Here is a 25353-nt window from a genome sequence, read left to right on the forward strand (position 1 = left end):
AAAAATTTAAAAGATTTTCTTAATAAAGTTTATTATCAAAGACACTTTATTATTATAATTCGATTCTTCTTCTTTTGCGACCTTTTGATTCTTTTTTTCAGATGAAGGGACAGTTACATAAATAACCTGCGAAAAGTCAGGATATGTCATTGAATATTTTTGCTGCGCAATCCTTTCTATCTCAGATAGAGTAAGCTTGCCATCTATCTCAAGCTTTAACTGTTTGTTGATATCAGTTTGCAATTTAAGTTCATTCTGAAGCTGAGCAAGTTTTGCCCTCTCATGAGTAATATTCACATACCCGCACATAATAATTATTGACATACTGCAAAACATGCAAACAAACAATATATTCCTCAAGAACCTTACTCTTTCAATCTTTTTTTGTCTTAATATTTGCTTTCTTATCTGATTTTTTCTGGCAATCTCCTGTTCAATCTCTTCTCTTTCTGCCTGATAACCTTCCCAGTAATCCTCGCTGTAAATTGCTGAACTTGTTCTTGGCATCTTAAAAAACCTCCTTTATATTTCAAACCTTTTGGGCAACTCTCAGCTTTGCACTGTGACTTCTTTTGTTTCTTTCAATCTCCTCTTTAGAAGGTACTATTGGCTTTTTTGTTATAATCTCAAGTTCTTTTTTCTTGCCACATCTACAGACAGGAATATCTTTTGGACAAATACATTCAAGAGAATGAAATTTGAAAAATTCTTTTACTATTCTATCTTCAAGAGAGTGAAAAGAAATTGCGCATATCCTCCCACCAGATTTTAAAAACCTCAAACTCTTTTCAAGCGCAATCTTTATTTCATCAAGCTCTCTGTTTACCTCTATTCGGATAGCCTGGAATGTCCTTTGTGCAGGATGTGAACCATCTTTTGGTTTCGGTACTACAGAAGAAATCAAGCTGCTTAGCTCCGTTGTGGTTTCAATAGGCTTATTTCTTCTTCTTTCTACAATAGCTTTTGCAATCCTTCTTGCAAATCTCTCTTCACCGTACTCTCTAATTATCCTCTCCAAATCTTCCTGGGAATAGAAATTGATAACATCATATGCTGTAAGCTTTGATGTTGTATCCATCCTCATATCCAAAAATGCTTCCTTGCTGTACGAAAAACCTCTCTCTTGCTTGTCAAGCTGCAAAGAAGAAACTCCAAAGTCGAAAAGTATTCCATCTATCTTTTCAATCCCCAAACTTTCAAGTACCTCATCCACTTTTGAAAACGAAGAGTGCACAATTTTTATATTCTTATACCCTTCCAACCTTCTTTTACCAAGCTCGATGGCTTCTAAGTCCTTGTCAATAGCAACAAGAAAACCCTTGTTAGAAAGCTTCTCAAGTATTCTTTTTGAATGTCCACCAAGACCAAACGTAGCATCAACATAAATTCCATCCGGATTTGTAATCAAAAAAGATACAGACTCTTCAAGTAGTACTGGTATATGCTCAAACATCAAAATTTCCCCTGCTCCTTCTAAAACTTATATGCCCAGTTCCTCCATTTTTTGTGCTATTCTGTCAACCGAAAGGTTCTCATTGGTCATCTCTTTGAGCCAGTTATCCTCGCTCCATATTTCAATTCTTGTCATGACACCAATTATAAATACCTCTTTTTGAATACCTGCATATTCTCTGAGGTTCTGCGGAATGAGGACTCTTCCCTGCTTGTCTACCTCGCATTCACACGCCCCCGCAAAGAAAAATCTTAAAAATGTTCGCACCTCTTTGCTTGTAAGTGGAAGTTTCTTGAGTTTTTCCTCAAGTACAGCCCACTCTTTCAAAGAATATCCAAAAAGACAGTTGTCAAGTCCTTTTGTAAGTATAAATCTCTCTCCAAGCTCTTCTCTGAATTTAGAAGGAAGAATTATTCTACCTTTGCTATCCACCACATGTTTGTATTCTCCTATTAACATTCAACCACTTTACTCCACTTTGAACCACTTTATAAAAATATTCTATACCAACTTGAAAAATCCTTCAACAAATGAAAAAAAAAATAGGGCAGATTTTTATCTGCCCTATTTTTATATCTTAAAAGCTCTTTCTGTGTTGTGTCTTGCCCCCCGCTATCAGGTCCTTTTTTGTTCAATAAAAATTTTACACATTCCCTTCTTTTTTGATGAGCTTCTTGAGCATCATTTCGTTCTTTTCTTTGTAATAATCCAAAATAAGCTTGTCCAGCTCTGTACTGACATGATATATTGAGTCATAGTCAGCATTGCTGTTAATCAGTTCATCCAACTTCTCTCTCAGCTTCATTATCTTTTCTGTTATCATATTCCCACCATCTTACAAAGATTGTATTTTAATTATAAACCCAAACGCGTATTTTGTCAACAAAAATACTCTAAAAATACATTGTACTATTTTTTTGCTATATTTTGTCGAAAAATGACCTTTTGTTCACTACCACAATCGCACTTCCTACAACAATGCACAAAACTGCAACAATCTGAGAGACTCTAAAATTTCCTATCATTAAACTGTCTGTCCTCAAGGCTTCTATAAAGAACCTGCCTATAGAATAAAATATCAAATAAAACCCTAAAATATCCCCCTCTTTCTTTTTGTACTTTCTTAAGAATATCAAAAGCAAAAAGACAAAAAAATCCCATAGAGATTCATACAAAAATGTTGGATGAACCTCTATTCTTCTTCCCGCCTCACTGCTATAAATTTGCATACGCCAGGGAAGACTTGTCTCATAGCCGTAAGCTTCCCTGTTTGCAAAGTTACCCCATCTTCCTATTGCCTGCCCCAATATCAGACCGTGAACACCCACATCACATATTTTAAAAAAATTTATCTTTTTTACCCTACAATAAATGTATGTGCTCAAAAGTGCACCTATCAAAGCTCCATATATCGCAATTCCACCCTGGCGAATGGCAAAAATACTTAGAATATTGTCCTTGAACTCTTCAAAATTAAAAATCACATAATAAGCCCTTGCAAAGATTATTGCAACAGGTGTTGCAATTATTGCAATGTCAAGCAAAACCTCTGGGCTTACATCTTCTTTTTTAGCAAAATATGTGCTTGCAAGAAAACCACATAAAAAACCAATTGCAATTATAATCCCGTACCATCTAACCTCAAGTCCAAAAATCTCAAATGCAACTGGACTAAAATCAAACCTCAAGCCAAGACCTGGAAAGACTATGCTATTATCTATCATTGTTTTTACTCCATACTTTTATTTCTTCAACCTGCCGGCCATACAATTGAAATACAACTTTTGCTTTCATCAAAAAATTCTTTTAGCCTTTTTTCGCACATCTCAAATGACACAGAAGATATTTCTTTGACATACTCAAAAATATTTACTCCTTTGAAATAGCTGTATATAAACTCAACAGAGAGTTTTTCAGGATTGTCAAACTTTCTCAAGTGGCTTCCCAGCACAACCTTTTTTGCCCTTTCAAACTCTGCCCTGTCAATTCCTTTTTTCTTGACATCTTCAATGTGCTCAATTATTCTTCTGTAAACCTCTTCTGGGTCTTTGCTCTCACCGCCAATCATAAAAAACGAATATTCAGGCTCACAGTTGTACTCAAACCCAAAGTTTTGATTGATAAGCCCTTCTTTATATAGGTTTTCGTAAAAATCTGTTGACTTTCCAAACAGCATCTCAGCCACTATCTGTGTTTGAATATCCTTCATTATCATCTCATACGGTGGAAGGTCATTTTGATTGTCTTTAAAGCCTATATAGAAGATTGGCACTGCCACTGAAAGCCTTGCCTCTATCTTTTTTTGATTTACTTCTTCGGGCTCATCAGGATAAATCCTTTCTATCAGGCTTTGATATTCTTTTGTCTTTTCCATCCTCTCAATTGTATCAAAAACTTTTTGGGGGTCCACATCACCGCATACAACAATTATCATATTGCTTGGATGATAGAATGTATTATAACACAAATACAAATCCTCTTTTGTAATCTTTTGAATACTCTCTAATGTTCCTGCAATGTCAATTTTCACAGGATTGTTTACATAAAGCGCGTTTAAAAGATTAAAATAGACCCTCCAGTTTGGATTGTCTTGATACATTCTAATCTCTTGGCCAATTATTCCCTTTTCTTTCTCAACATTCTGGTCAGTAAAATATGGATTTTGTACAAAATCTAACAAAATCTCAAAATTTTCATAAAAGTTTTGGGTTGATATAAAATAGTAGACTGTTTCTTTGAATGATGTAAATGCATTTGCCATTGCACCGAACTTTGCAAACCTGTCAAACACATTTCCTTCTTCTTCCTCAAACAACTTGTGTTCTAAAAAATGTGCAATGCCATCTGGAACCTCAACAACTTCTTTTGTCTTTGGATGAACAAATTTGCTATCAACAGAACCATATTTTGTTGCAAACCCTGCAAATGCTTTGCTAAAGTTTTTCTTTTTTATTACAAAGGCTTTTAGCCCGTTTGAATACGAATTTATATAAACCTCTTCGTGAAGAACATCATCATAAATCCTTTCCATCTTTAGCAACACCTCTGTTTTTCAAAAAATATACAGTATCAAGCTCAAATCCACCTGCTATTCTTTTTATATCCTCTATATTCACATTTTTGAGCTTTTCAAATACTTTCTTTGGCTCCATTATTTGTCCAACCAATGCCTGATTTAAATAAAAACTCAGAAGGTCTTTTGGACTGTCATATATAGCCATCAAGGCTGTTTTATAATAGTTTATTGCACTTTCATATTCGATATCATCAATCTTCCCATTTTTGATATCCTCTATCTGCTGCAAAATCAAATTCAAAGTCTTTTCGTAGTTTTCAATCTCAATTCCAGAGCTAATAATCATTACAGATTTGAACCTGTCAATCCTTGAAAATACGTAGTAGCACAAAGAAGCTTTTTCACGAACATTTTCAAAAAGCTTTGATTTTGGGGATGCTCCTAAAATACCATTGAGCATCAAAAGCTTGTAATAATCCTCAGATGTCACATCCACATTTGTTCTTATCCCAAGGGCAATTTTGCCCTGATTTACCTCCATTTCTTCTGTTACATATCTTGTTTTTTCAAATGGAATGTTTATAGAAAAATCATTGTGTACACTCTCTCTTTTTTCATCTCCAAAAACCTCTAATGCTTTTGAAACTGCCCATTCTTTATCATAGTCACCATAGACAAACACGTACATAGGCTTTTTGGTAACAACCTCTTGGTACTGTGAAAATAGTTTTTCTTTTGTGATGGTATGCAAGTCATTAACATTTCCTTTTTCATAAAGAGCATAGTTTTGCCCCTCAAACATAATCTCTATACACCTGTCAATTGCATATTGGACCTTGTCGTTTATCCTGCTTTCAATCTCCTGTTTTAGATTGTTCTTCTCTTGCAAGATAGCATCTTCTTCAAAGCCACCACCATATTTTATTGGACCATATATGATATCATACAAAAACTGTAGTGCTTTGGTGTAAAGGTTTTCCCCTGCAAATCTATCGTTTAAAAAGCTTATTGCAAATGAAATTGCCTGCAGGTCACCCTTTTTATCCACATCAATGCTCAAAGATGCACCATACATATTGTCCAAAAATCTATTTATTTCTTTCATATCCTTGTACTTGTTGTTTCCTCTTATTAAAACCATCGGAAATAGAGCATTTAATGTATTTTTCTCCCTTTCAAGCTTGTCTATAAAGGTAACCGCAATTCTATTTATTTTGAACCTGTCATCACAAAACGCCATATAAAAATTGTTGTTTTTCTCTTTCTTTTGCATCTTACCATCTCCTCAAAAGACTACTTGTTAAAAACTCATTTTCTCAATTTTATTTTACCCTTTTTTTGCAAATCCATCAACAAATTTGCCATCTTCAGAGTTCAGAAGATATTATCTCTTCAAATTTTAAAAGTAACTTTCTAAATAACTCTACGTACTCAAATTTAATGTTTTGATAAATCTTCTGAGCCATTTTTTGGTTATATAAATGTGAAGTCATATTTCTATCCGAAAGCATTTTAAGCCACTTGTCACCGTCTTCTATAATGCCGTTTTGATATGCATACTTTATAACGCCCCGTGGATTGTTAATCTCTAAACCAGTATACTTCAAATATTCCCTCATTAACTTCCACGAAAGTTCAAAGACAAATTCAAACCTCTGGATTGCCCCATCCATAATGATGTCCTTGTCTGGCTCTATACTTATACCTTCTTCCAACCTTTTTAGAGCATTCTTAAAATCTTCAAACTTCTCTACTATTCTCTCTTTCATATATAACTACTCCTTCTTTTATAATACTGTCTTTGAGACTTTCTTTTGTAATACTACTGAACACAACAATATCAAACAATAATATTGTATCAACTTCTTCTAATTCATCCTCAATTCTGTAAATCAGGTTTTCACCATCATCTTCAAGCCAAATACATATATCTACGTCAGAAGTTTTCTTGTGGTCTCCCCTTGCCCTTGAACCAAATATACAAACCTTTTTAACTTGCTTATATTTTTTAAAAATTTCGATAATCTTATCCAAGATGTCTTTCTCAATCCCAAACTTTTTGGTTTCCACTTTTATTCTCACCTTTTCAAAAAATTTAAAAAAGAGGGAGCTTTCTTTTGAATGTTCTCAAGAAAGCTCCTTTTCTGAAGTTTAGATTTTCTCAAGCTCTTCTTTTAAGATTTCATTTACAAGCTGTGGGTTTGCCTTGCCTTTTGTTATCTTCATAACTTGGCCCACCAAAAATCCAAATGCCTTGTCTTTACCATTTTTATAATCCTCTACTGATTTTGGATTATTTGCTATTGCCTGTCTGACAGCATCTAAAATTACGTTCCTATCTGTTATCTGAACAAGCCCTTTTTCTTTTACAATAACCTCTGGGTCTTTGCCTGTTTCAAACATCTCTTCAAAGACTTGTTTTGCAATGGTGTTTGAAATTGTCTTGTTATCAACAAGGTTAATAAGGCTTGCAAGCTGGTTTGGCTTAATCTTTATATTGTCAATTTCCTCAGGTTCTAACCCTTTGTCATTTAAGATTCTCATAATCTCTCCCATCACCCAGTTGCTTGCAGCCTTTATGTTTTGCGTATATTTTATACACTCTTCAAAAAAGCTTGCTATAGCCTTTGATGAAGTCAGAACACCGGCATCATATTCTGGAAGCCCATACTCTTTTATATACCTTTCCTTTTTCTGGTCAGGAAGCTCAGGAATTCTTTTCCTAATCTCCTCAATCCACTCTTCGTCTACAATTATAGGTGGAAGGTCAGGCTCTGGGAAATACCTGTAGTCATGCGCTTCTTCTTTTGTCCTCATAGATAAACTTATGCCTTTTGCATCATCCCAGCGCCTTGTCTCCTGAACAACAACACCACCGCTTTCTAATACCTCTATTTGCCTTCTTGCCTCATATTCTATTGCCCTCACAACAGACCTGAAAGAGTTTAAGTTTTTCATTTCTGTTCTTGTACCAAATTCTTTTGAACCTTTTGGGCGCACAGACAGGTTTACATCCACCCTGAGCGAACCTTCCTGCATCTTGCAGTCAGAAACCTCTGTGTATTGCAAAATTGCTTTTAGCTTTTCAAGGAAAACTCGTGTCTCTTCGCTTGAACGCAAATCTGGCTCTGTAACAATCTCAATCAAAGGAACACCGCACCTGTTAAAATCAACAAGACTACCTTCTTCCCACTGGTCATGAAGAAGTTTTCCAGCATCCTCTTCTATGTGAATTCTCTTTATTCCTATTCTCTTTTTTTGCCCATTTACTTCAATGTCTATATAACCATTGTAACAGAGCGGCAAGTCATACTGCGAAATCTGGTAAGCCTTTGGAAGGTCAGGATAAAAATAATTTTTCCTGTCCTGCTTACTATATCTTGCTATCTGGCAGTTTGTTGCAAGACCTGCCATTATGGTATATTCAACCGCCTTTTTGTTCAAAACTGGCAAAACTCCTGGCATACCAGTGCAAATAGGACAGCAGTGGGTATTTGGTTCACCGCCAAACTCTGTTGTACAGCTGCAAAATATCTTTGATTTTGTCGCAAGCTCAGCATGGACCTCTAAACCTATCACAACCTCATATTCCATCTTCTTTTTTCACCTCTTGCTAAAATAATGCTTTTTTACAGAGAAAAAACTCTACAGATTTTTAGGTTTCAAATTCCTATAGCCACTGTTTTGTTCATAGGTATATGCAACTCTCAATATCGTCTGTTCATCAAACGCCTTGCCTATAATCTGAAGACCTATTGGAAGGCCTTTGCTGTCAAAACCGCACGGAATAGATATTGCAGGAAGCCCTGCAATGTTAACTGGCACTGTGCATATATCCGACATATACATCTCAAGCGGGTTTGAAACTCTTTCACCTATTTTAAATGCTGTTGTTGGGCTTGTAGGAGTAATTATTACATCATATTTCTGGAAAGCTTCATCAAATGCCCGCTTAATCAATGTCCTTACCTGCAATCCTTTTTTGTAGTATGCATCATAGTATCCAGCAGAAAGCGCATATGTCCCAAGCATAATCCTTCTTTTTACCTCTGCGCCAAATCCCTCTGACCTTGTCTTTTTGTATAAATCAATTAGGTCGTCATAGTTTTGTGTTCGATATCCATATTTGATTCCATCATATCTTGCCAAGTTTGAGCTTGCCTCAGATGAAGCAATAATATAGTAAGTTGGAAGAGCATACTCCACAATTGGTATTGAAAACTCTTCGTACTGTGCACCAAGAGATTTTAAAAGCTCAAGTGCTTTCTCAACAGCTTTTTTTACCTCATCGTTTACTCCTTTTTCCATATATTCTCTTGGAACTCCTATCTTGAGCCCTTTTACATCGTTTTTAAGCGCCTTTGTAAAGTCAGGAACCTCAATTGGTGCTGATGTTGCATCATATGGGTCATGTCCGCATATGATGTTCATTGCAATTGCACAGTCCTCAACATCTTTCGTCAAAGGTCCTATCTGGTCAAGAGAGGACGCAAATGCAACAAGTCCAAATCGCGAAACCCTTCCATAGGTTGGCTTCATACCAACAACTCCACAAAGTGAAGCTGGCTGTCTGATAGACCCACCTGTGTCAGAACCAAGGGTGAAAAATGCTTCATCTGCCGCAACAGCCGCAGCAGACCCACCGCTTGAGCCACCTGGCACTCTTTCCAAATCCCACGGGTTTCTTGTTGTGTGGAAAGCAGAGTTTTCTGTTGATGAGCCCATTGCAAACTCGTCCATATTGAGCTTGCCCAAAAGTGTCATGTCATTTTCTTTTAGCTTTTTTACAACAGTTGCATCGTAAGGTGGAACAAAGTTGTAAAGGATTTTTGAGGCACAAGTTGTCTTAATTCCATCTGTACACAGGTTGTCTTTGAGAGCAATTGGAAGCCCATATAAGCTTCCAACCTGTTCACCCTTGGCAATTTTCTCATCAATCTTTTTCGCATTTTCTAAAGCCTGTTCTTCTGTGATTGTTATATACGACTTTACCTTATCTTCAACCTGTTTAATTCTCTCAAGAACACTTTCAACAACCTCTTGGCATTTTACTTCTTTTTTCTTTATAAGTTCAATTGCTTCATGTGCAGTCAGTTTGTAGAGCATCTTTTGTTTAGCCTCCTTACAAATAAAGATTTATTCCACAATTTTCGGAACTTTTATACAAACATCGTCGTGGGAAGGAGCGTTTTGTAAAATCTTTTCGCGCGGATACGAAGGTTTTACCTCATCGCTTCTAAACACATTGTAAAGGTTAAGAACATGTGCGGTTGGTTCAACATCCTTTGTGTCAAGGTCAGATAGCTTATTTGCAAACTCGATTATAGCCCCAAGCTCTTTTGTCATCTTCTCTATTTCTTCTTCAGTTAATGTCAGCCTTGCAAGGTTTGCAACATATTCAACATCATCTCTTGTAATCATGTCTTATCTCATCTCCTTTTGTTTTAAAAACTTTTTTGCTACTCTTTTTTATTTTATAGTAAAAAAATCTCATTATCAAGGAAAAAGAAGAAGAGCATCATCTAAAAAAATAAAGCCTCCCACTTAGGCTCTTATACTCTTTCAATACTAAGAAGGAAGCTTTTGGTATTAATATCTATATACCTTTTACAATTTCACAGATCTAAAGTATTTGTATAAAAATCCTCTGCTCGCATCAATTTTTATCTCTTAACCTAATTTTAATAAATTATCTTCCCACATAGCCAATTGGTATGTTTGTGGGTTGTTGCAATAATTTTATCTCCAACTTTTTCAATTTTAGCATGAAGTTGTTGAATAAAAGATATAACCAATGTAAGTAAAAATATTACTCCCTGCTAAAGAAAGTAAAGCTGATTGGAATAAAGCTTTTGAAGACCTGATAAATCATGATCTTAAACTAGTTTTAGTAATTGTAATCGATGATTTCCCAAGGATTATCATGAATATAAAAGCTATACAATAATATGCGGACTATTAACTCTTTTTTTTTCATTTACAGAAAAATATCCACAAATACATGAGCAAAGTTGATTCCGCAGAATTTAATAGAGAATCTAACAAAATAAAGTTCTCTTCTTCCTTTGATGAAGCTATTTATAAATTTTGTAACCTTTGCAGAAAATTAAAGAGTAAATATAGTTGATATATGGACCTTTTTATGGAGAAAGCAGAAGGTAAGGTTATTGTTGTTTCTAATAATTTTAAATTAATACAATATTTGCTTTTGTTTTTTTAGAAAAGCAAATTATCTTTCAAACTTTCCATTCGGAAATTTTACCACCGAATGATAGTGAAATAGTAAAATAAGTAAATTTTTCACTTTAATATATGCGTAATAATTGGAACGATTTTGGTGTTTTAGTGTTTATTGTTAACAGCTACTCTAACAAGTACATAAGAAATTGTAATAGAAACTAATCATGTTATACTGTCAACACAATAAAAATTTAATAATCAGCTTAATTTTAAGAACAGGCCTTGGAGAATTATTACGCTACATAACAATAAGAACTTAACTTTTTCCTTTTGCCAAAAAATTTTTAACGCAAAAAACAGGAGTGAATCTAATACTAAATACCAAATTACTTTGTAATACCATGACGGTTGTAAAAAAGCAAGTAGTAAGAGGTTCAAAAGTATATTAAAAAGTACGAAAAACACCGCAGAAAATGTTAATTGTAAGATGTTCAATCTGTGCATATAAAAATACATATGCCCTTTTGTGTCCATCAAATAGAATAATAAAAGGTAAAATAACATAAAGCTATGATTGATAAAATAGCAATATAGTTGTACACTTAATTGCAATTTTGGCAGAGTAATGGCTGATAATACTATTATTAGTAATAGTAGTATTAATTGCTTTAAATAGACTCTTTTTAAAATCAAAAATTGGTTTAAAAAAATATTAAAGGGAAATGACAATAACAAATCACAAGATTTCTTTTCACCAAAATCAATCAACTTTTTGTATTCTTCACCCACTTCTACAAGCAATCCCCAGTCACCTCTTGCAAATCCCCAGTTAGATTTATATATTATTTTGCCATAATTTAGAAATTTTTGTATATCAACGTTTTTTAAAATTACAGGTATTAATAATATTTCAACTACTAAAAATACAAGAAGAACCTTTTTTTCTAAAACGTAAATTAATAAAATAAAAGTTAACAACGATAACGTTTTTATTAAGAAAGAATATTTTGAATAAAAAGTAAACGAGCAAATAAACTTGATCAACTCAGAAAAAATATCTGTTACAATAAATAGAAGAAAAATTTCCTTTGTTCCAAAATAATATACACTATTACTAAATAAGTATACTGCGATTTTATATAAAAAGTAAAATAAAAGACTTCTCGAAATTAAGTAATTAATAAATCTAATTATTACTGCAAGTCCAAGTCTATAAGTTTTTTGTGAATAAAAATGCATAAATGTAGGTATACAAATATATATGTTAGTATTTTTAGTTACAAATGTTTTTAACACAAAAAACAATATAACAGCTACGAAAACTATCCATCTATTTACAGCATGATTAAGTTTATTAGAAAAATCTATATCAACTAAACTTGGCAGTATCCCAAATAACAGTATCAATCCTAATATCAGTATTATCCCAAAACGCCTAAATACTAATATATTCATTCGCAGTTTATCTTTACATTCAATAAACAGCAACTTTAACACTTTATTCTACTCTCCTTTTAAGTTGAATCTCTCTGTCTATTAAACTCTTTATATATTCAACTTCGTGCGAAGTTAATATTATAGTTTTTCCACTCCTTTTTATTATGGATAATATCTCGGTTAAGGATTTAATAGAATCAGAATCTAAAAAATTAAATGGCTCGTCAGCTATTAATACTTCAAAATCTTTTAGTAAAGCACAACATAACATTACCTTTTGCTTATTACCCCTCGAAAGTTGAGAAGGCAAGTAATTTAAATATTCTTTTAATTTAAACACATTAACATAAATACTTGTAATTTCTCTTGCATCCTCGCTTTTAAAACCATACATTGAGGCTATAAAGTTCAAATGCTCTTTTACTGTCAAACCCTCGTAAAAAATAGGCTCATCAGGCATATAACTAATTGGATAATTATGTAATTTTATTTTTTTTAAGCTTATGTCTTTAAACTTTAACTCACCATCCCATATATTATCTAACTTTGCAATAATATTTAGTAGTGTAGTCTTCCCTACTCCATTTGCTCCTCTTAAATAAACAAATTCATTTTGATATATTTTAAAACTCAGTTTATCTATAACTGTTTTATTTCCAAATTTTTTTGTTAGTTCAGTGGCAATATAAAGTGGAATAGACATTATAATTACCCTCCGAAAAGTTACTTAGTTAGTTCTTAGTTGTTCTTTCCATCTACATTTATAAAAATCAAGAGAATATGCAACACCAGAGCAACTATGACAATATACCGAATTACGACACTCACTACATAATGCACTGCCTGGTGATTCTAAATTCTTTAATACATCCAATTTAGAGCTAGATAATATATTATAAAGACTATCAGTTCTCACATTTCCCAAATAGTATCTAAATGATGGACATGGAAACACATTGCCTTCAGAATCGATATATAATAATTGATATCCCGCACCACAGTTATTTTGTGATGCCAAAGTATCGGTTTTGAAATCTGCATCACCTACAAAAAAGTTCTCATCTTGATACTTCTTTTTCAAATTATTAACTATTTTTATAATATTTTCTAAAGGCATCTTTGGAAACAAATATTGATTCTCCTTTGCTTTTCCTAAATACATCAGAATTCCAAATCTAATTTGTTTTGCTCCTGACTTTTTAACAACTTCTGTTAACAAAGCCAACTCACTAAAATTTAACTGGTTTATCGTGCAGGCTACTACAGTATAAATATTTTTTTTATTCAATCTATTAATAGCTTCTAAAGCTCTTTTAAAAGAATCTTTTTTACCTCTTATTAAATCATGAGTCTCTTCTAATCCATCTATACTAATCTGAAATATTACATTTTTATATTCACCAATATTATTTACAAAATCATCAGTTATAAAATAGCCATTACTAATAACCGTAACTAATTTAAATTTTCTTGAAGCTTTTTCTATTATTTTTGTTAAATCCTTTCTTAGAGTAGGTTCTCCACCAGTAATTATCAATTTCATAACACCATATTCCGACAAAAGTCCAAATATATCATTAATCTCATCCAATGTCAACTCCTTATGACTAATATCAACTTGATTATAGCAATGCAAACACTCAAAATTACATCTTTTCGTAACCTCAAGAGTTACCAAAGAGGGAACGTATAAATCAAAACTACCTTTAGCTTTTTGACATGATTTATCAATTTTTTCTCCTTTTATTTCAACATAGCCTTTTTCAATACATACATCTATGAAATTCTTTACAATATTGTTTACCTTGTCATGTGATTCATTATACTTTTTTGCTATAATATCTGAAATTTCAGAAAGCGTTTTAGATCCATCGCATAATTCCAAAATTTCGGCAGCAGTTTTGTTTATTAATTCTGTAGTAATTCCCATGCTATTAAAGCAATGTAATAATGAGTCTCCCTTTTGTTTAACAAGTATACAATTGTCCTTCAATATAGGATACATGTTAATTTACCTCCACCAACAAATTTGCTTTAAATTTATAAACAAAAATTTCAAAAAGACTTTAAAAGAGGAACCTCTTTACACTGAGGTTCCTCTCTACCTGTATTAAAATCACATATTATGTTAAGATAGCAACTTGTATTGGAACACATACAGGAAAAGAAACCATCAAAGGGTTTAAAACAAGACCTGGTAAAGTGCATGCTGCACATGCTGCTTTTTGTGTTCCTTTAAAAACAGGAAGTTCCATTTTCAACCCTCCTCATGTTTTTTATTTTTTTTATCACACCCCCAGTGCGCACAGTAGAGGTTGTGACCATAAATTAATATTAAAATTACTCTAATTTTAGCATACCACTCTGTTTACATAATAGTATTTTTCTCTCATTCTCCCTATCTTCATGCTTAAGTTAGTTTTTGTGCTTGTTTTTCTTGTTTTATTAGTATTATTACTACAATTGATCTTCTGACCATTTATCCCCTTACTTTTTCTGCTAAAATTCTATACAATAGCTTCCATTCATGTCAAACTTCAATTTTCGCTTTTTTTTTTTACTAAATCTCATTTTTTGAGCTCAGCTCTCTATTTCTTTTGCTAACTCAATTTTTCTTTAGTTTTCTTTATAATTTGAAGTTGAAAGAGTCTCACTACTCATATACTTTCATGGAAGAGTAATCATTTTGACATATTAAGTTCAAAATTAAATGAAGATGCTGTTTAAAAACAAAATTTTAAAATTTTCATTTCGCAATATATAGATAAAACTAAATAAATAAACACTATATATTGTAAGAAAGGGGCTGTCCACTTATCTTTTTGGGCAGCCCCCTTTCTTTAAAAAGTACCCTTTGAATATAAACTTACACCTCTTAGCTTGCCATTCTCTTTGTCAGAACCTCGCAAACCCTTTCTTCAATACCAAGTAAGTAAATCTTATAATCCTTTGTTGCAATTACTGTTCTCCTGTCACCTGTCTTGCTCGGATAAGCATCTTTAAAGTCTGTCCATTTGACAACACCGAAATGCTTTTTAGACGGGTCAATCAGATAAAAACCATTCTGACACACATGCAGCTTCATTCTGCCTTGATACTTGATATCAGGATGACCTTCAATGTACTCAACCTCAAGCGGCTCACAGATGTCGCGTCCCAATTCTTTTATCTGTTTTGGAACACCTAAACCAAAAAGGCCCATCTGTGCTCCCCCCTATTCATTTCCTAATTTTATTATACCATTTTTGAAAATTGTTTAACAACTTTAATTTATTTTCTGTATAAGCAAACTTAAATTCAATCCTTAGCTTCAATTCTCAAAAATAAAAAAGGGAAGAAGGGCTGTAGTTTCCCTTCTTCCCTTTTGCTTCTATTTTCTCAATAAATCTTTATCTAAAAAGCGATACAAACACAAGAGTAATTGTTGATATGAGCTTGACAAGCACATGCAAAGACGGACCTGCTGTGTCTTTGCATGGGTCACCAACTGTGTCGCCAACAACTGCTGCCTTGTGTGCATCAGACCTCTTACCACCGTAGTTGCCAAGCTCTATGAACTTCTTTGCGTTGTCCCATGCACCACCACCGTTGTTGAGGAAAAGTGCCAAAATCACACCTGCAATTGTACCTATCATTAAAAAGCCTGCTGCTGCTTCTTTTCCAAGTAAAATTCCAACCAAAATAGGTGCAATTACAACTATCATTCCAGGAACAACCATTTCTTTCAAAGCACCTTTTGTAACAATATCAACACACTTTGCATAGTCAGGCTTTGCTCTTCCTTCCATAATACCAGGTATCTCTTTGAACTGTCTTCTTACTTCCAAGATAACATACTGAGCAGCTCTTCCAACCGCCCTTATTGCTGTTGAGCTGAAAAGGTAAACAACCATCGCACCTATAAATGCACCGATGAACACTTCAGGTTTTCCAATATCAACAGAGAACCAAGACTCAAGTGGTCTTCCCAAAATCTTTTTAACCTCATCAAGGTAAGCAGAGAAAAGTAAGAAAGTTGCAAGTGCCGCAGAACCAATTGCATAACCTTTTGTCAATGCTTTTGTGGTATTGCCGCAAGCATCAAGTCTGTCTGTAACGTTTCTTACCTCTTCAGGTGCACCTGACATCTCAGTGATACCGCCTGCATTGTCTGTAATCGGTCCAAATGTATCCATTGCTAAAATGTATGCACAGGTTGAAAGCATACCCATTGTAGCAATAGCTGTGCCGTAAAGTCCTCCGTTTGCAAACCCGGGAAGTGCATGTTCACCAAGCTTGTATGCGATATAAATTGCAATTGAGATAAATATAACCGGCAATGCTGTTGATTCCATACCAACAGACATACCTGTAATGATATTTGTTGCAGGACCAGTTGTTGAAGCTTTAGCTATCTCCTGAACAGGTCTGTAGTGGTATGAGGTATAAAAGTCTGTAAGCCATACGAAAATATAGCTCAGTATAATTCCTGTAACTGCACAGCCATACAAAAGCCACCAGTTAACCTCTTGACCGTTTGGAAGCTTGCCAGAAAGCATTGCTTTTACTATGAAAATCAATACTATCAAGTTCAGTATTGTTGTAACAAAATAGCCCTTGTTCAAAGCTTTCATTGGGTCTTTGCTTTCATCCTTTGTATTGACAAAGAAAAGACCAATAACAGACGATACAATACCTATAGCACGTGCAACAAGCGGGAACAAAATCCCCTTCCATCCGAATACAGGATAAAGAGCAACACCCAATATCATAGCACCTATATTTTCTGCCGCTGTTGACTCAAAAAGGTCTGCACCACGGCCTGCGCAGTCTCCAACATTGTCACCAACAAGGTCAGCAACAACAGCTGGGTTCCTTGGGTCATCCTCAGGAATTCCTGCCTCCACTTTACCTACAAGGTCAGCGCCAACGTCAGCAGCCTTTGTGTATATTCCACCGCCCAGCTGAGCAAACAGAGCCACAAACGACGCACCAAATCCAAAACCGACAATCAGCGAAGGTGCTTCTTTTATAAGATTTTCTTTTCCAGAAGCTCCTCCGTAGAGTAAAAACAGTGTTGCAACACCCAAAAGCGATAGTGCGGTCACAGCCAAACCTGTCACAGCACCGCCACGAAGAGCTATCTGCAAGGCTCTATTTAAACCTTTCCTTGCACCTGCTGCAGCTCTGACATTAGAATTTACTGCAATATACATTCCCAAATACCCAGATATTGCTGAGCAAAGTGCACCTGTTATAAAAGCAAAACCTATATGAAAAGCAATTGAAGCAGCCTGTGACGAACCTTTTGAAAGGTTACCAAAGTAGTTTGCAATGATGATTATAATGGCAACAATCAATGCAAGAATACCAATAGTTTTGTACTGCCTGTTTAAAAATGCCATGGCACCTTCTCTGATTGCACCTGCAATCTCCTGCATTTTTTCATTACCTTTTTCTTGTGAGAAGATAAATCTGACAAGACCAATGATTACAAGAATTGCAAATACAATGACTCCATAGATTAAAGCTATGTAGGCTCCCACATCAATCCCTCCTCTTTAGAATAAAATTTTTTGTCAATAATTTGACGACCTTTAAAAAAGCGTACAATATATTTTTATTCTACGCAAAGGTTAAAAATCCTTCTTCAGAAAAATAAAAAAGGGGCTGTCCCAAAACAATAATTTTTAATAACCAAAAAGGACGTTTTGTGGTATTAAATACCAATATTAAGTTATAAAGCAAACAAAAAGAGGGTTGGGCGACAGTTTTACCCCAACCCTCTATCATTATCTTTGCTAATTTTTCTATGTTATAGGCAATACAAACCAAACCCCACTCAAGCTTTACACCCTTTAAGCCCCTGAGCAGGAATCTCCTAAATCCTTTATTGTTCTTTATTATCCCAAATACTGTCTCAACTTCTACCTTCCTTTTATTGTAAATCTCTTTGCCTTCTTCACTCAATAGTCTTTGTCTTACCTCTTCCTTCAATTTTTCTAACCTTGGTCTTACACTAAATCTCTTCTTCCATCTTCTACCTTTATAACATTTTTCTCTGTGTTCACAGCCATTGCAAATCTCTTCACATTGATATACCTTCTCATAGCTTACAAATCCTCTCTCATTTACACTTATCTTCGGATACAAATATTTAACCTTCTTACCAGCTGGACAAACATAGGCATCTTCTTCAACTATGTACTCCCAGTTCTTTACATTAAAAATATCCTTTTTAAATCTTCTTGTCTGCTCCAAGTCAAATGTGTTATACTTAATATAGCTATTTATGCCACATTCTTTCAGATGAAGATAGTTTTCTTCAGACCCATAGCCACTGTCTGCTACAACATTCTTGGGTGTGAATCCTGTCATCTTCTTCACAGCCTCAAGATGTTCTTTTAAGCAGACAGTATCTGTGGGACTTTGGTGGATGCTAAAACCTATTACAAATCGGTTCTGTGTGCCGATTTGAACATTATATCCAGGTTTTAGCATCCCATTTTTCATATGGTCATCCTTCATCCTCATGAATGTGGCATCATTGTCTGTCTTAGAGAAACTGTTCCTGCCGTTTAAAATTGTCTCATAATTCTCATACTTTTTTAGTCTGAAAACGCAATCATTTTTCAATACCTTTACCAATTTCTTTACTCTTTTTTCTTTTCTCTTACTTTTAAACTCAGCTTCCTCAAGTCTTTGATTTATTTGCTCAATTTTTTCTTCTAACTGCTTGCTATCATAGTCAGCTTCCAATTTTACATCTAAATCTCCTAATGCTTTATCTTCCTCTTCATTTATTCTTTCAATTTCTTCAAGAGTGTTTTTTACTTTTTCTCTCAGTTTCTTTTCGAAAGTTTTTGTGCTTTTAGCCCAAACAAAAGAATACTTGTTTGCATTAGCTTCAACTTTTGTCCCATCAAGATAGTAATAGTCGAAGTTTACATATCCTAACTCTATAAGGAGTTTAACCACCTCGGCAAAGATATTTTCAATTGCATCCCCCAAAATTTCTTTTCTAAATCTGTTGATAGTCCTAAAATCAGGAGCTTGATATTTTGAGAGCCACATAAAAGTAATGTTTTCACGTAAAGCCCGAGCTATTTTTCTTGATGAATAAATACCTTGTATGTAAGCATAGATTAAAACTTTTAATAACATCAGTGGATGGTAACTACTTGTACCACCACCTTTGTACTTTTCCATTACGGTTGATATATCTATCTTATCAATGATTTTATCAATTACTCTGACCAAATGATTTTGAGGTATAAAAGCTTCTGGGTCGATAGGCATTAAATATTGGTATGGGTTGTAATTTTTGAAGACAACTTTATCATGTTTACGAGCCACTGGTATATCACCTCATGTTATCATTTTTTATATATTATATCAAAAATATATCACTATGTCAAAAATACAAAATTAAAGAGGCTGTCCATTCGTCTTTTTGGACAGCCCCTTTGGTAACTTTCACATATTGGAGGCGCCACCCGGATTTGAACCGGGGAATCAGGATTTTGCAGACCCTTGCCTTACCGCTTGGCTATGGCGCCATATTTTTTCTTATATAAAATTTTGGAGCGGGAAACGGGACTCGAACCCGCGACATCTACCTTGGCAAGGTAGCGCTCTACCACCTGAGCTATTCCCGCTCATCTTAAAAAGTGGTGCCTCGGGGCGGAATCGAACCACCGACACGAGGATTTTCAGTCCTCTGCTCTACCAACTGAGCTACCGAGGCACATTTTATTTTTAGTTGGCGACCCAGAAGGGACTCGAACCCTCGACCTCCAGCGTGACAGGCTGGCGCTCTAACCGACTGAGCTACTGGGCCTTTCAATATGGTGGGCAGTGCAGGGCTCGAACCTGCGACCCCCTGCTTGTAAGGCAGGTGCTCTCCCAGCTGAGCTAACCGCCCGTTTTTTTTGAGCGCCGCTTCAATCAGCGGCGACATGTTTTATTATACTTAAGATGCGTGGTTTTTTCAATAGTATTTTTTGGGCAAATTTTTCTTAAATTCAGCTATTTTTGCTCAAAATTTAGCTTCTTCTCGCTATTGCTAAATAAATCTCGATTTTTCTCTTTATTATTCTCCATATTTAATTTTGAAAGCTTCTTCCTTTGAAAAGTAGTATTTTTTCTGGCAAAAACTGCACACAATTTCGATGGTGTCATCTGAAATTTCTTCATCTTTTAAAAGCGGAATTATAGATTCCACCTTCTCTTTAGAACAGTCACATTTGTACACTGGCTGATATCTTGCCAAAACTTCATATTCTATTCTGCCAAAAAGTTCTTTTACAATCTCTTCAATGCTTTTATTTTCAAGTACTGATGAGATGTTCGAAAAATTTTTCAATTTCTGCTCAAGTTCCAAGATGACATCTTCATCTGTGTCAGGTAAAACCTGAATAATAAATCCTCCTGCTGACTTTATACTCTCATCCCTGTCAATTAGAACACCAAGCGCAACAGCTGAAGGAATTTGTTCTGACAGAGCAAAATAGTGTGTTATATCCTCTGCTATTTCGCCAGATATTAGCTCAATTTGACCTATATAAGGTTCTTTCAATCCCAAATCCTTTATTACAGTGAGCGTCCCTTCTCCAATTGCACCCTTGACATTCAACTTTCCTCTCTCATCAATCTCTGTGAGCACCTCTTTGTTTTTTACATATCCTTTTACATTCCCTTTTGAGTCAGAAACAGCAACCAAGCCTTTTAGCACACCTGAACATGATATTTGAACTGACACAGAATGATTTTCACCTTTTAACATAACGCCCATCATAGATGTTGCTGTCAATAACCTTCCCAAAGCTGCTGCAGGAATAGGTGGAAGGTTATGTATTTTGCGTGCATACTCTACTATATCTGTTGAATCCATGATAAAGATTGCTATGTTCTTGTCTTTTGACAGAGCTCTCAAGATTTTTGCCATATAAATTCTCCCTCCGAAATTTGATTTGTCAAGAAAGTTTATATATAGTCTATTTTAATCCAAAAACAAAAAAGCTTCCAGCAAAACTGCCAGAAGCTCATTTTACTTTCCTTACATTCATAGCCTGATTGCCTCTCTCTGTCTTCACAATATCAAACTCAACCATCTGCCCCTCTGCAAGTGTCTTGTACCCTTCCATATTGATGGCAGAAAAGTGCACAAACACATCTTCACCATTGTCAGCACTTATAAATCCATACCCTTTTTCGGGATTAAACCATTTTACCCTACCTCGCATCTTTAAAAATCCACCTTCTTCAAAAGTAAATTTACAAAAGATATTATTCTCTTTTTTGAGAGATTATTATTCATCAAATTTTCTTACAAACATAACACACTTTTGATGAAAATTTGGTCTTAAAAGGAAATTTATAATCATATACCTTTTGCAATACCTCAAAACCATAGTCCTTTAAGACATTCTCAACAAATTCTTCGTCGTATATAAACTGGTATACGTCTTCAGAGATATTCTTACCGTTTCTTTCTCTTACTGAAAAATCTATTTTTAAATACCTTGAGGTTAAGTTGAACTTCCATCCCAAAAGTGTGCCGCCAAGTTTTTTGACAATAAGTCTTCTTCGGCCAAGCTTTTGTAAATATTCTTTGGTGTTTATATCAAAAATAAGTATTCCATTTTTCTTTAAAATAATATTAGCATTTTTAAAAAAGTCAAATACATCTTTCTTAGGAACGTGATTTACAACATCCATTGTACACAGAGCAGCCTCAAACTTCTTTCTGGACGTAAAATTCAAAAAATTTAGATTGTAAAGCTTTATCCCTTTTAAAACGGCTCTTTTGAAAGCAAGGTTTATCATCTTTGAAGAAATATCAATCCCATAAAGTTTTTTAAAACCTCTTCGTTTTAAAAGAAATAGCAGTTTGGCATCTGCACATCCTATGTCCAATATCTTACAGTCTTTTTTAACCCCATAATCCAAAAAACTTTTTTCTATAAATCTGAGAATGTCTTTCTTACTAAAAAACAATGACGAAAATTTTGAATAGTAAGTAGCTATTTTACTATACGAATTCATCTTAATTATTGAAGCTTAACCCTCTCCCCTACCTTTCTTTCTGTGCCATTTAAAAGCCTTTTAATATTTTCCCTGTGCCTGATGATTATAACCACCAAAATAATTAAAGCTAAAAACCAATACTCTCTTGCAAATATCAAAACTGCAAAGAAATACAAAATTGCTCCAACAATCACTGTCAAAGACATGTACCTTTTGAGCAGCAAAACAATAAGTGCCAGTGCAATAACAACAAGCGTTATAACTGGGGTTGCAACAAGTGCAACACCAATTGAAGTTGCCGCTGCCTTTCCTCCCCTGAACCCGAAATAAAGTGGGAAAGTATGCCCCCAAATAACCGCAAATCCAGCCAAAGTAACACCAAGCACAACGTCATCTGGCATAACTATCTTTGCAAACAGGGTTGCAACAACACCTTTTAAAACGTCAATTGCAAAAACCAAAATTGCAGGACCAATTCCAAGAGTCCTCAAAACATTTGTTGTTCCAGGATTTCCACTCCCATACTTTCTAATATCAATACCATTTACCATCTTGCTAATTATGAGCGCCGGAAGAACACTTCCCAGCAAATAACCTACCGCAAGCACAATCAAAATCTGAAGTGCTTTCATTTGTCCTGTTCCCCTTTCTCTCTAATAAGAAATATTATCGGAACTCCCGTAAAGTCAAATGTCTTTCTCAGATAATTCTCAATATACCTTTGATATGAAAAATGAAACAGGTCCTTGCTATTAACAAAAATAGCTATTTTGGGCGGCTTTTCCCCCACTTGAGTCATGTAATAGATTTTTAGCTGCTTTCCTTTGTCGCTCGGTGGCTGATATATTGTTGTTGCCTCCGCTAAAACATCGTTGAGCTGCCCGGTAGTTATTCTTCGCGTATAATTGCCATATACATACAGTACTGTTTCAAGTAGCTTCTTGACTCTGAACCCTGTTTTTGCCGAAATAAAAAGTACAGGTGCAAATTTTAAAAAGCTGAGCTTTTCTTCTATCTGTTTTTTATACTCATCTGCTGTTTTTTCATCTTTTTCAACAGCATCCCATTTGTTGACCGCAACAATACATCCTTTCCCAGCCTCATAAGCATATCCTGCAACCTTTGCATCCTGTTCAGATACATCTTCTGTTCCATCCAGTAAAATTATACAGATATCACTTCTTTCTATTGCCTGAAGAGTTCTCAGCATGCTGTACCTTTCCACGTTGTCATATATCTTGCTTTTTCGTCTAAGTCCTGCCGTGTCAATCAAAGTTATAGGAATGCCTTCAAATTCAAATGTAGAGTCTATCGCGTCGCGCGTCGTTCCTGGAATATCGCTCACAATAACCCTTTCCTCACCAAGAATATAATTTACAAGAGAGGACTTTCCTGTGTTTGGCTTTCCTATTATCGCCACCTTTATTGTACTTTCCTCTATTTCATTTATTCCCTCTTTATCTAAATAATTAACAACTGCATCTAAAACATCTCCAACTCCTGTTCCGTGCTCAGCAGACATAGCTATCGGGTCAGAAAGTCCAAGCTCATAAAACTCATATATCATAGCCTGCTGTGAAATATTATCAATCTTATTTACAGCAAGAACAATTGGCTTTTTCGAAGTTCTGAGCATGTTGGCAACTTCTCTGTCTGCATCGGTAAGCCCAGTTTTACCATCAACCATGAAAATAATCACGTCAGACATATCAATTGCAAACTGGGCTTGCCTTCTCATTTGTTTTAGTATTATGTCTTCAGAGTATGGTTCAATTCCGCCCGTGTCAATCACATTAAAAGTTATTCCTCTCCATTCTGTCTCACCAATTATCCTGTCACGGGTAATACCCGGTGTATCATCCACAATTGCCCGTCTTTCGCCAATGAGCCTGTTAAAAAGTGTTGACTTGCCCCCATTAGGTCTTCCAACTATTGCAACTGTTGGCTTCAATTTTTCTCACCACCTTTCAAAAGGTAATACAAAAGTTTTCTGCCATGATTTTGCACAGCGTACACAGCCTTTTTTAGCTCTTTGGCAACATCATCTATATGAACATCATCCAAGAATTTATTTTCATGATTGAGAGCACATGCAGGGACTAAAACATAATCTCCAAGTTCTCTGCACTTTAGCTGGCTTATAATATCCTGGCCTGTCAAAAGCCCTGCAACAGTCACATTTTCGCCAAAGAAATGATTGACCACAGCCACAACATCAACCTTTATATTTGGGTATTTCTGGTTGAAAGTCTCAATTAGTTCTTTCATAAACTTATATGCTGCCACAGATGTCACAAGGGTTATACGTTTTTTTATTTTAACATTTGGCTTTAGTTTTTTTAAACTACTTAAAAACTGTTTTCTAAAAAGGGCAAGAAGACCCACCCCATTTTCAATCTGTCTGAAATCTTCATAAAATCTATAATCAGGTATTTTCTCTTCCGCCTTCACATAAAACTCATCTGAAGCAAATACAAGTTTGGTTCCAAATCTTCTTTTAAACTCTTTTTGCCATTTTGAGATTTGTAAAATAACCTCTTTTGCATCCTCTTTTGAAAAAGGCTCAAGCTCAAAAAGCCCCTCTCTATATTTGGTAAGTCCAACAGGCACAACCGCAATAGACCGAAGGTTTGGATAAAAATTTGCAAGGCTTGATATGGTCTTATCAAGATTATCTTTATCGTTGATATTTTTCATCAAGACTATTTGTACATCAAATTCAATGTTGTGGCTTGACAAATATTCAAGTTGCTCTAAAATCAAAGAAGCTTTGGGATTTTTGAGAATAAATTGTCTCAGCTGTGGGTCTGTTGTGTGCACAGAGATTTTCAAGGGGCTCAAGTGAAACTTAACTATTCTCTCAAAATCTTTTTGTGTCAGGTTTGTAAGGGTGATATAGTTACCACTTAAAACCGAGAGAACGGTGTCATCATCTTTGATATAGAGAGTATCTCTCATTCCTTTGGGAAGCTGGTCAATAAAACAAAATATACATTTGTTTGTGCACCTTTTTACATTCTCATACTCAAATTCTATCCCCATAGGCTTTAATTTCCTATTTATAAGTCCTATTTTTTGGATTTTGCCATCTCTCATATATTCTATCAAAAGAGTGTCATCCTTAGAGTAATACATGTAGTCAAGAAGGTCATTGAGCTTGTTGCCGTTTATGTTCAAAATTATATCTCCTTCTTTGATACCACATTTGTAAGCTAAGCTTCCCTCAAACACTCTCGAAACCTTTAACATCTTTTCACCT

The 25353-nt window shown here is 34.8% G+C and carries 24 protein-coding genes, 5 tRNA genes and 2 pseudogenes; 1 reads left to right on the forward strand and 30 read right to left on the reverse strand.

All coding sequences use genetic code 11. From position 1 onward, the window contains the following. Window positions 1–6: 6 nt before the first annotated feature. The 12 genes from OTK01_RS09545 to gatC form a co-directional block, all read right to left on the reverse strand. On the reverse strand, window positions 7–507 hold the full coding sequence (locus OTK01_RS09545; RefSeq protein ID WP_029229125.1) for an FtsB/FtsL family cell division protein: 501 nt from the start codon (window positions 505–507) through the stop codon (window positions 7–9). A gap of 22 nt (window positions 508–529) precedes the next feature. After that, window positions 530–1453 (reverse strand): 16S rRNA (cytosine(1402)-N(4))-methyltransferase RsmH, encoded by a 924-nt coding sequence (gene rsmH, locus OTK01_RS09550; RefSeq protein WP_029672240.1) that lies wholly within the window; start codon window positions 1451–1453, stop codon window positions 530–532. 27 nt (window positions 1454–1480) lie between these two features. Next, window positions 1481–1912, reverse strand: coding sequence for a division/cell wall cluster transcriptional repressor MraZ (mraZ, locus tag OTK01_RS09555; RefSeq protein WP_029229127.1), 432 nt, complete (start codon window positions 1910–1912; stop codon window positions 1481–1483). Window positions 1913–2096: 184 nt separating this feature from the next. Next, window positions 2097–2276 (reverse strand): Spo0E family sporulation regulatory protein-aspartic acid phosphatase, encoded by a 180-nt coding sequence (locus OTK01_RS09560; RefSeq protein ID WP_013433149.1) that lies wholly within the window; start codon window positions 2274–2276, stop codon window positions 2097–2099. A gap of 97 nt (window positions 2277–2373) precedes the next feature. Beyond that, window positions 2374–3177 carry a prolipoprotein diacylglyceryl transferase gene (lgt, locus tag OTK01_RS09565; protein WP_029229128.1) on the reverse strand — a complete coding sequence of 268 codons (804 nt, stop codon included), beginning with the start codon at window positions 3175–3177 and terminating at the stop codon, window positions 2374–2376. A gap of 26 nt (window positions 3178–3203) precedes the next feature. Continuing rightward, on the reverse strand, window positions 3204–4484 hold the full coding sequence (gene yfmH / locus OTK01_RS09570) for an EF-P 5-aminopentanol modification-associated protein YfmH (protein WP_029229129.1): 1281 nt from the start codon (window positions 4482–4484) through the stop codon (window positions 3204–3206). Then, the gene (yfmF, locus tag OTK01_RS09575) at window positions 4468–5742 is read right to left on the reverse strand and encodes an EF-P 5-aminopentanol modification-associated protein YfmF (RefSeq protein ID WP_029229130.1); all 1275 of its coding nucleotides are present in this window, start codon (window positions 5740–5742) and stop codon (window positions 4468–4470) included. The genes yfmH and yfmF overlap by 17 nt, the downstream gene beginning before the upstream one ends. A gap of 94 nt (window positions 5743–5836) precedes the next feature. Continuing rightward, window positions 5837–6238, reverse strand: a complete 402-nt coding sequence (locus tag OTK01_RS09580) for a nucleotidyltransferase substrate binding protein (protein ID WP_013433153.1) — start codon at window positions 6236–6238, stop codon at window positions 5837–5839. After that, window positions 6210–6545, reverse strand: a complete 336-nt coding sequence (locus OTK01_RS09585) for a nucleotidyltransferase domain-containing protein (RefSeq protein ID WP_029229131.1) — start codon at window positions 6543–6545, stop codon at window positions 6210–6212. The genes OTK01_RS09580 and OTK01_RS09585 overlap by 29 nt, the downstream gene beginning before the upstream one ends. Before the next feature lie 75 nt (window positions 6546–6620). Beyond that, window positions 6621–8063, reverse strand: a complete 1443-nt coding sequence (gene gatB, locus OTK01_RS09590) for an Asp-tRNA(Asn)/Glu-tRNA(Gln) amidotransferase subunit GatB (RefSeq protein ID WP_029229132.1) — start codon at window positions 8061–8063, stop codon at window positions 6621–6623. A gap of 51 nt (window positions 8064–8114) precedes the next feature. Next, window positions 8115–9575 carry an Asp-tRNA(Asn)/Glu-tRNA(Gln) amidotransferase subunit GatA gene (gatA, locus tag OTK01_RS09595; RefSeq protein ID WP_029229133.1) on the reverse strand — a complete coding sequence of 487 codons (1461 nt, stop codon included), beginning with the start codon at window positions 9573–9575 and terminating at the stop codon, window positions 8115–8117. Between the two features lie 30 nt (window positions 9576–9605). After that, the gene (gatC, locus tag OTK01_RS09600; protein ID WP_013433157.1) at window positions 9606–9890 is read right to left on the reverse strand and encodes an Asp-tRNA(Asn)/Glu-tRNA(Gln) amidotransferase subunit GatC; all 285 of its coding nucleotides are present in this window, start codon (window positions 9888–9890) and stop codon (window positions 9606–9608) included. 400 nt (window positions 9891–10290) lie between these two features. Between gatC and OTK01_RS13355 the strand changes: the two are divergent. After that, window positions 10291–10593 (forward strand): annotated as a pseudogene (locus OTK01_RS13355) (transposase); the annotation flags it as partial. 314 nt (window positions 10594–10907) lie between these two features. Here OTK01_RS13355 and OTK01_RS09605 read toward each other — a convergent pair. The 18 genes and pseudogenes from OTK01_RS09605 to OTK01_RS09690 form a co-directional block, all read right to left on the reverse strand. Then, window positions 10908–12146: a hypothetical protein gene (locus tag OTK01_RS09605; protein ID WP_029229134.1), complete on the reverse strand. Its 1239-nt coding sequence runs from the start codon at window positions 12144–12146 to the stop codon at window positions 10908–10910. A gap of 1 nt (window position 12147) precedes the next feature. Continuing rightward, complete coding sequence (locus OTK01_RS09610; protein WP_029229135.1) at window positions 12148–12789, reverse strand: ATP-binding cassette domain-containing protein; 642 nt, start codon at window positions 12787–12789, stop codon at window positions 12148–12150. Between the two features lie 24 nt (window positions 12790–12813). Then, a complete protein-coding gene (locus OTK01_RS09615; protein WP_029229136.1) occupies window positions 12814–14091 on the reverse strand; it encodes a radical SAM/SPASM domain-containing protein in 1278 nt (425 codons plus the stop codon). A 118-nt stretch (window positions 14092–14209) separates the two neighbouring features. Continuing rightward, window positions 14210–14341, reverse strand: a complete 132-nt coding sequence (locus OTK01_RS09620; protein WP_269011596.1) for a hypothetical protein — start codon at window positions 14339–14341, stop codon at window positions 14210–14212. Between the two features lie 620 nt (window positions 14342–14961). Beyond that, a complete protein-coding gene (locus tag OTK01_RS09625) occupies window positions 14962–15288 on the reverse strand; it encodes a hypothetical protein (RefSeq protein WP_013433162.1) in 327 nt (108 codons plus the stop codon). Between the two features lie 187 nt (window positions 15289–15475). Beyond that, window positions 15476–17611, reverse strand: a complete 2136-nt coding sequence (locus OTK01_RS09630) for a sodium-translocating pyrophosphatase (RefSeq protein WP_029229137.1) — start codon at window positions 17609–17611, stop codon at window positions 15476–15478. A 104-nt stretch (window positions 17612–17715) separates the two neighbouring features. After that, window positions 17716–19421, reverse strand: a pseudogene (locus OTK01_RS09635) (IS1182 family transposase). 128 nt (window positions 19422–19549) lie between these two features. Then, window positions 19550–19624, reverse strand: a tRNA-Cys gene (locus tag OTK01_RS09640). Window positions 19625–19647: 23 nt separating this feature from the next. Further along, window positions 19648–19723: transfer RNA gene (locus OTK01_RS09645), tRNA-Gly, on the reverse strand. 13 nt (window positions 19724–19736) lie between these two features. Next, window positions 19737–19812: transfer RNA gene (locus OTK01_RS09650), tRNA-Phe, on the reverse strand. A 16-nt stretch (window positions 19813–19828) separates the two neighbouring features. After that, window positions 19829–19905: transfer RNA gene (locus OTK01_RS09655), tRNA-Asp, on the reverse strand. An 8-nt stretch (window positions 19906–19913) separates the two neighbouring features. Continuing rightward, a tRNA-Val gene (locus OTK01_RS09660) sits at window positions 19914–19989 on the reverse strand. A 168-nt stretch (window positions 19990–20157) separates the two neighbouring features. Next, window positions 20158–21012, reverse strand: a complete 855-nt coding sequence (gene hslO, locus OTK01_RS09665; protein ID WP_014041997.1) for an Hsp33 family molecular chaperone HslO — start codon at window positions 21010–21012, stop codon at window positions 20158–20160. Between the two features lie 97 nt (window positions 21013–21109). After that, window positions 21110–21310 carry a cold-shock protein gene (locus tag OTK01_RS09670; RefSeq protein ID WP_014041996.1) on the reverse strand — a complete coding sequence of 67 codons (201 nt, stop codon included), beginning with the start codon at window positions 21308–21310 and terminating at the stop codon, window positions 21110–21112. Between the two features lie 73 nt (window positions 21311–21383). Beyond that, window positions 21384–22112, reverse strand: coding sequence for a class I SAM-dependent methyltransferase (locus OTK01_RS09675; RefSeq protein WP_013433165.1), 729 nt, complete (start codon window positions 22110–22112; stop codon window positions 21384–21386). A 5-nt stretch (window positions 22113–22117) separates the two neighbouring features. Continuing rightward, complete coding sequence (plsY, locus tag OTK01_RS09680) at window positions 22118–22726, reverse strand: glycerol-3-phosphate 1-O-acyltransferase PlsY (RefSeq protein WP_013433166.1); 609 nt, start codon at window positions 22724–22726, stop codon at window positions 22118–22120. Continuing rightward, window positions 22723–24045 carry a ribosome biogenesis GTPase Der gene (gene der, locus OTK01_RS09685; RefSeq protein WP_029229221.1) on the reverse strand — a complete coding sequence of 441 codons (1323 nt, stop codon included), beginning with the start codon at window positions 24043–24045 and terminating at the stop codon, window positions 22723–22725. The genes plsY and der overlap by 4 nt, the downstream gene beginning before the upstream one ends. Beyond that, window positions 24042–25343 (reverse strand): DUF512 domain-containing protein, encoded by a 1302-nt coding sequence (locus tag OTK01_RS09690; RefSeq protein ID WP_029229220.1) that lies wholly within the window; start codon window positions 25341–25343, stop codon window positions 24042–24044. The genes der and OTK01_RS09690 overlap by 4 nt, the downstream gene beginning before the upstream one ends. Between the last annotated feature and the right edge of the window lie 10 nt (window positions 25344–25353).

The organism is Caldicellulosiruptor acetigenus (assembly GCF_026914305.1).
Lineage (GTDB): Bacteria > Bacillota > Thermoanaerobacteria > Caldicellulosiruptorales > Caldicellulosiruptoraceae > Caldicellulosiruptor > Caldicellulosiruptor acetigenus.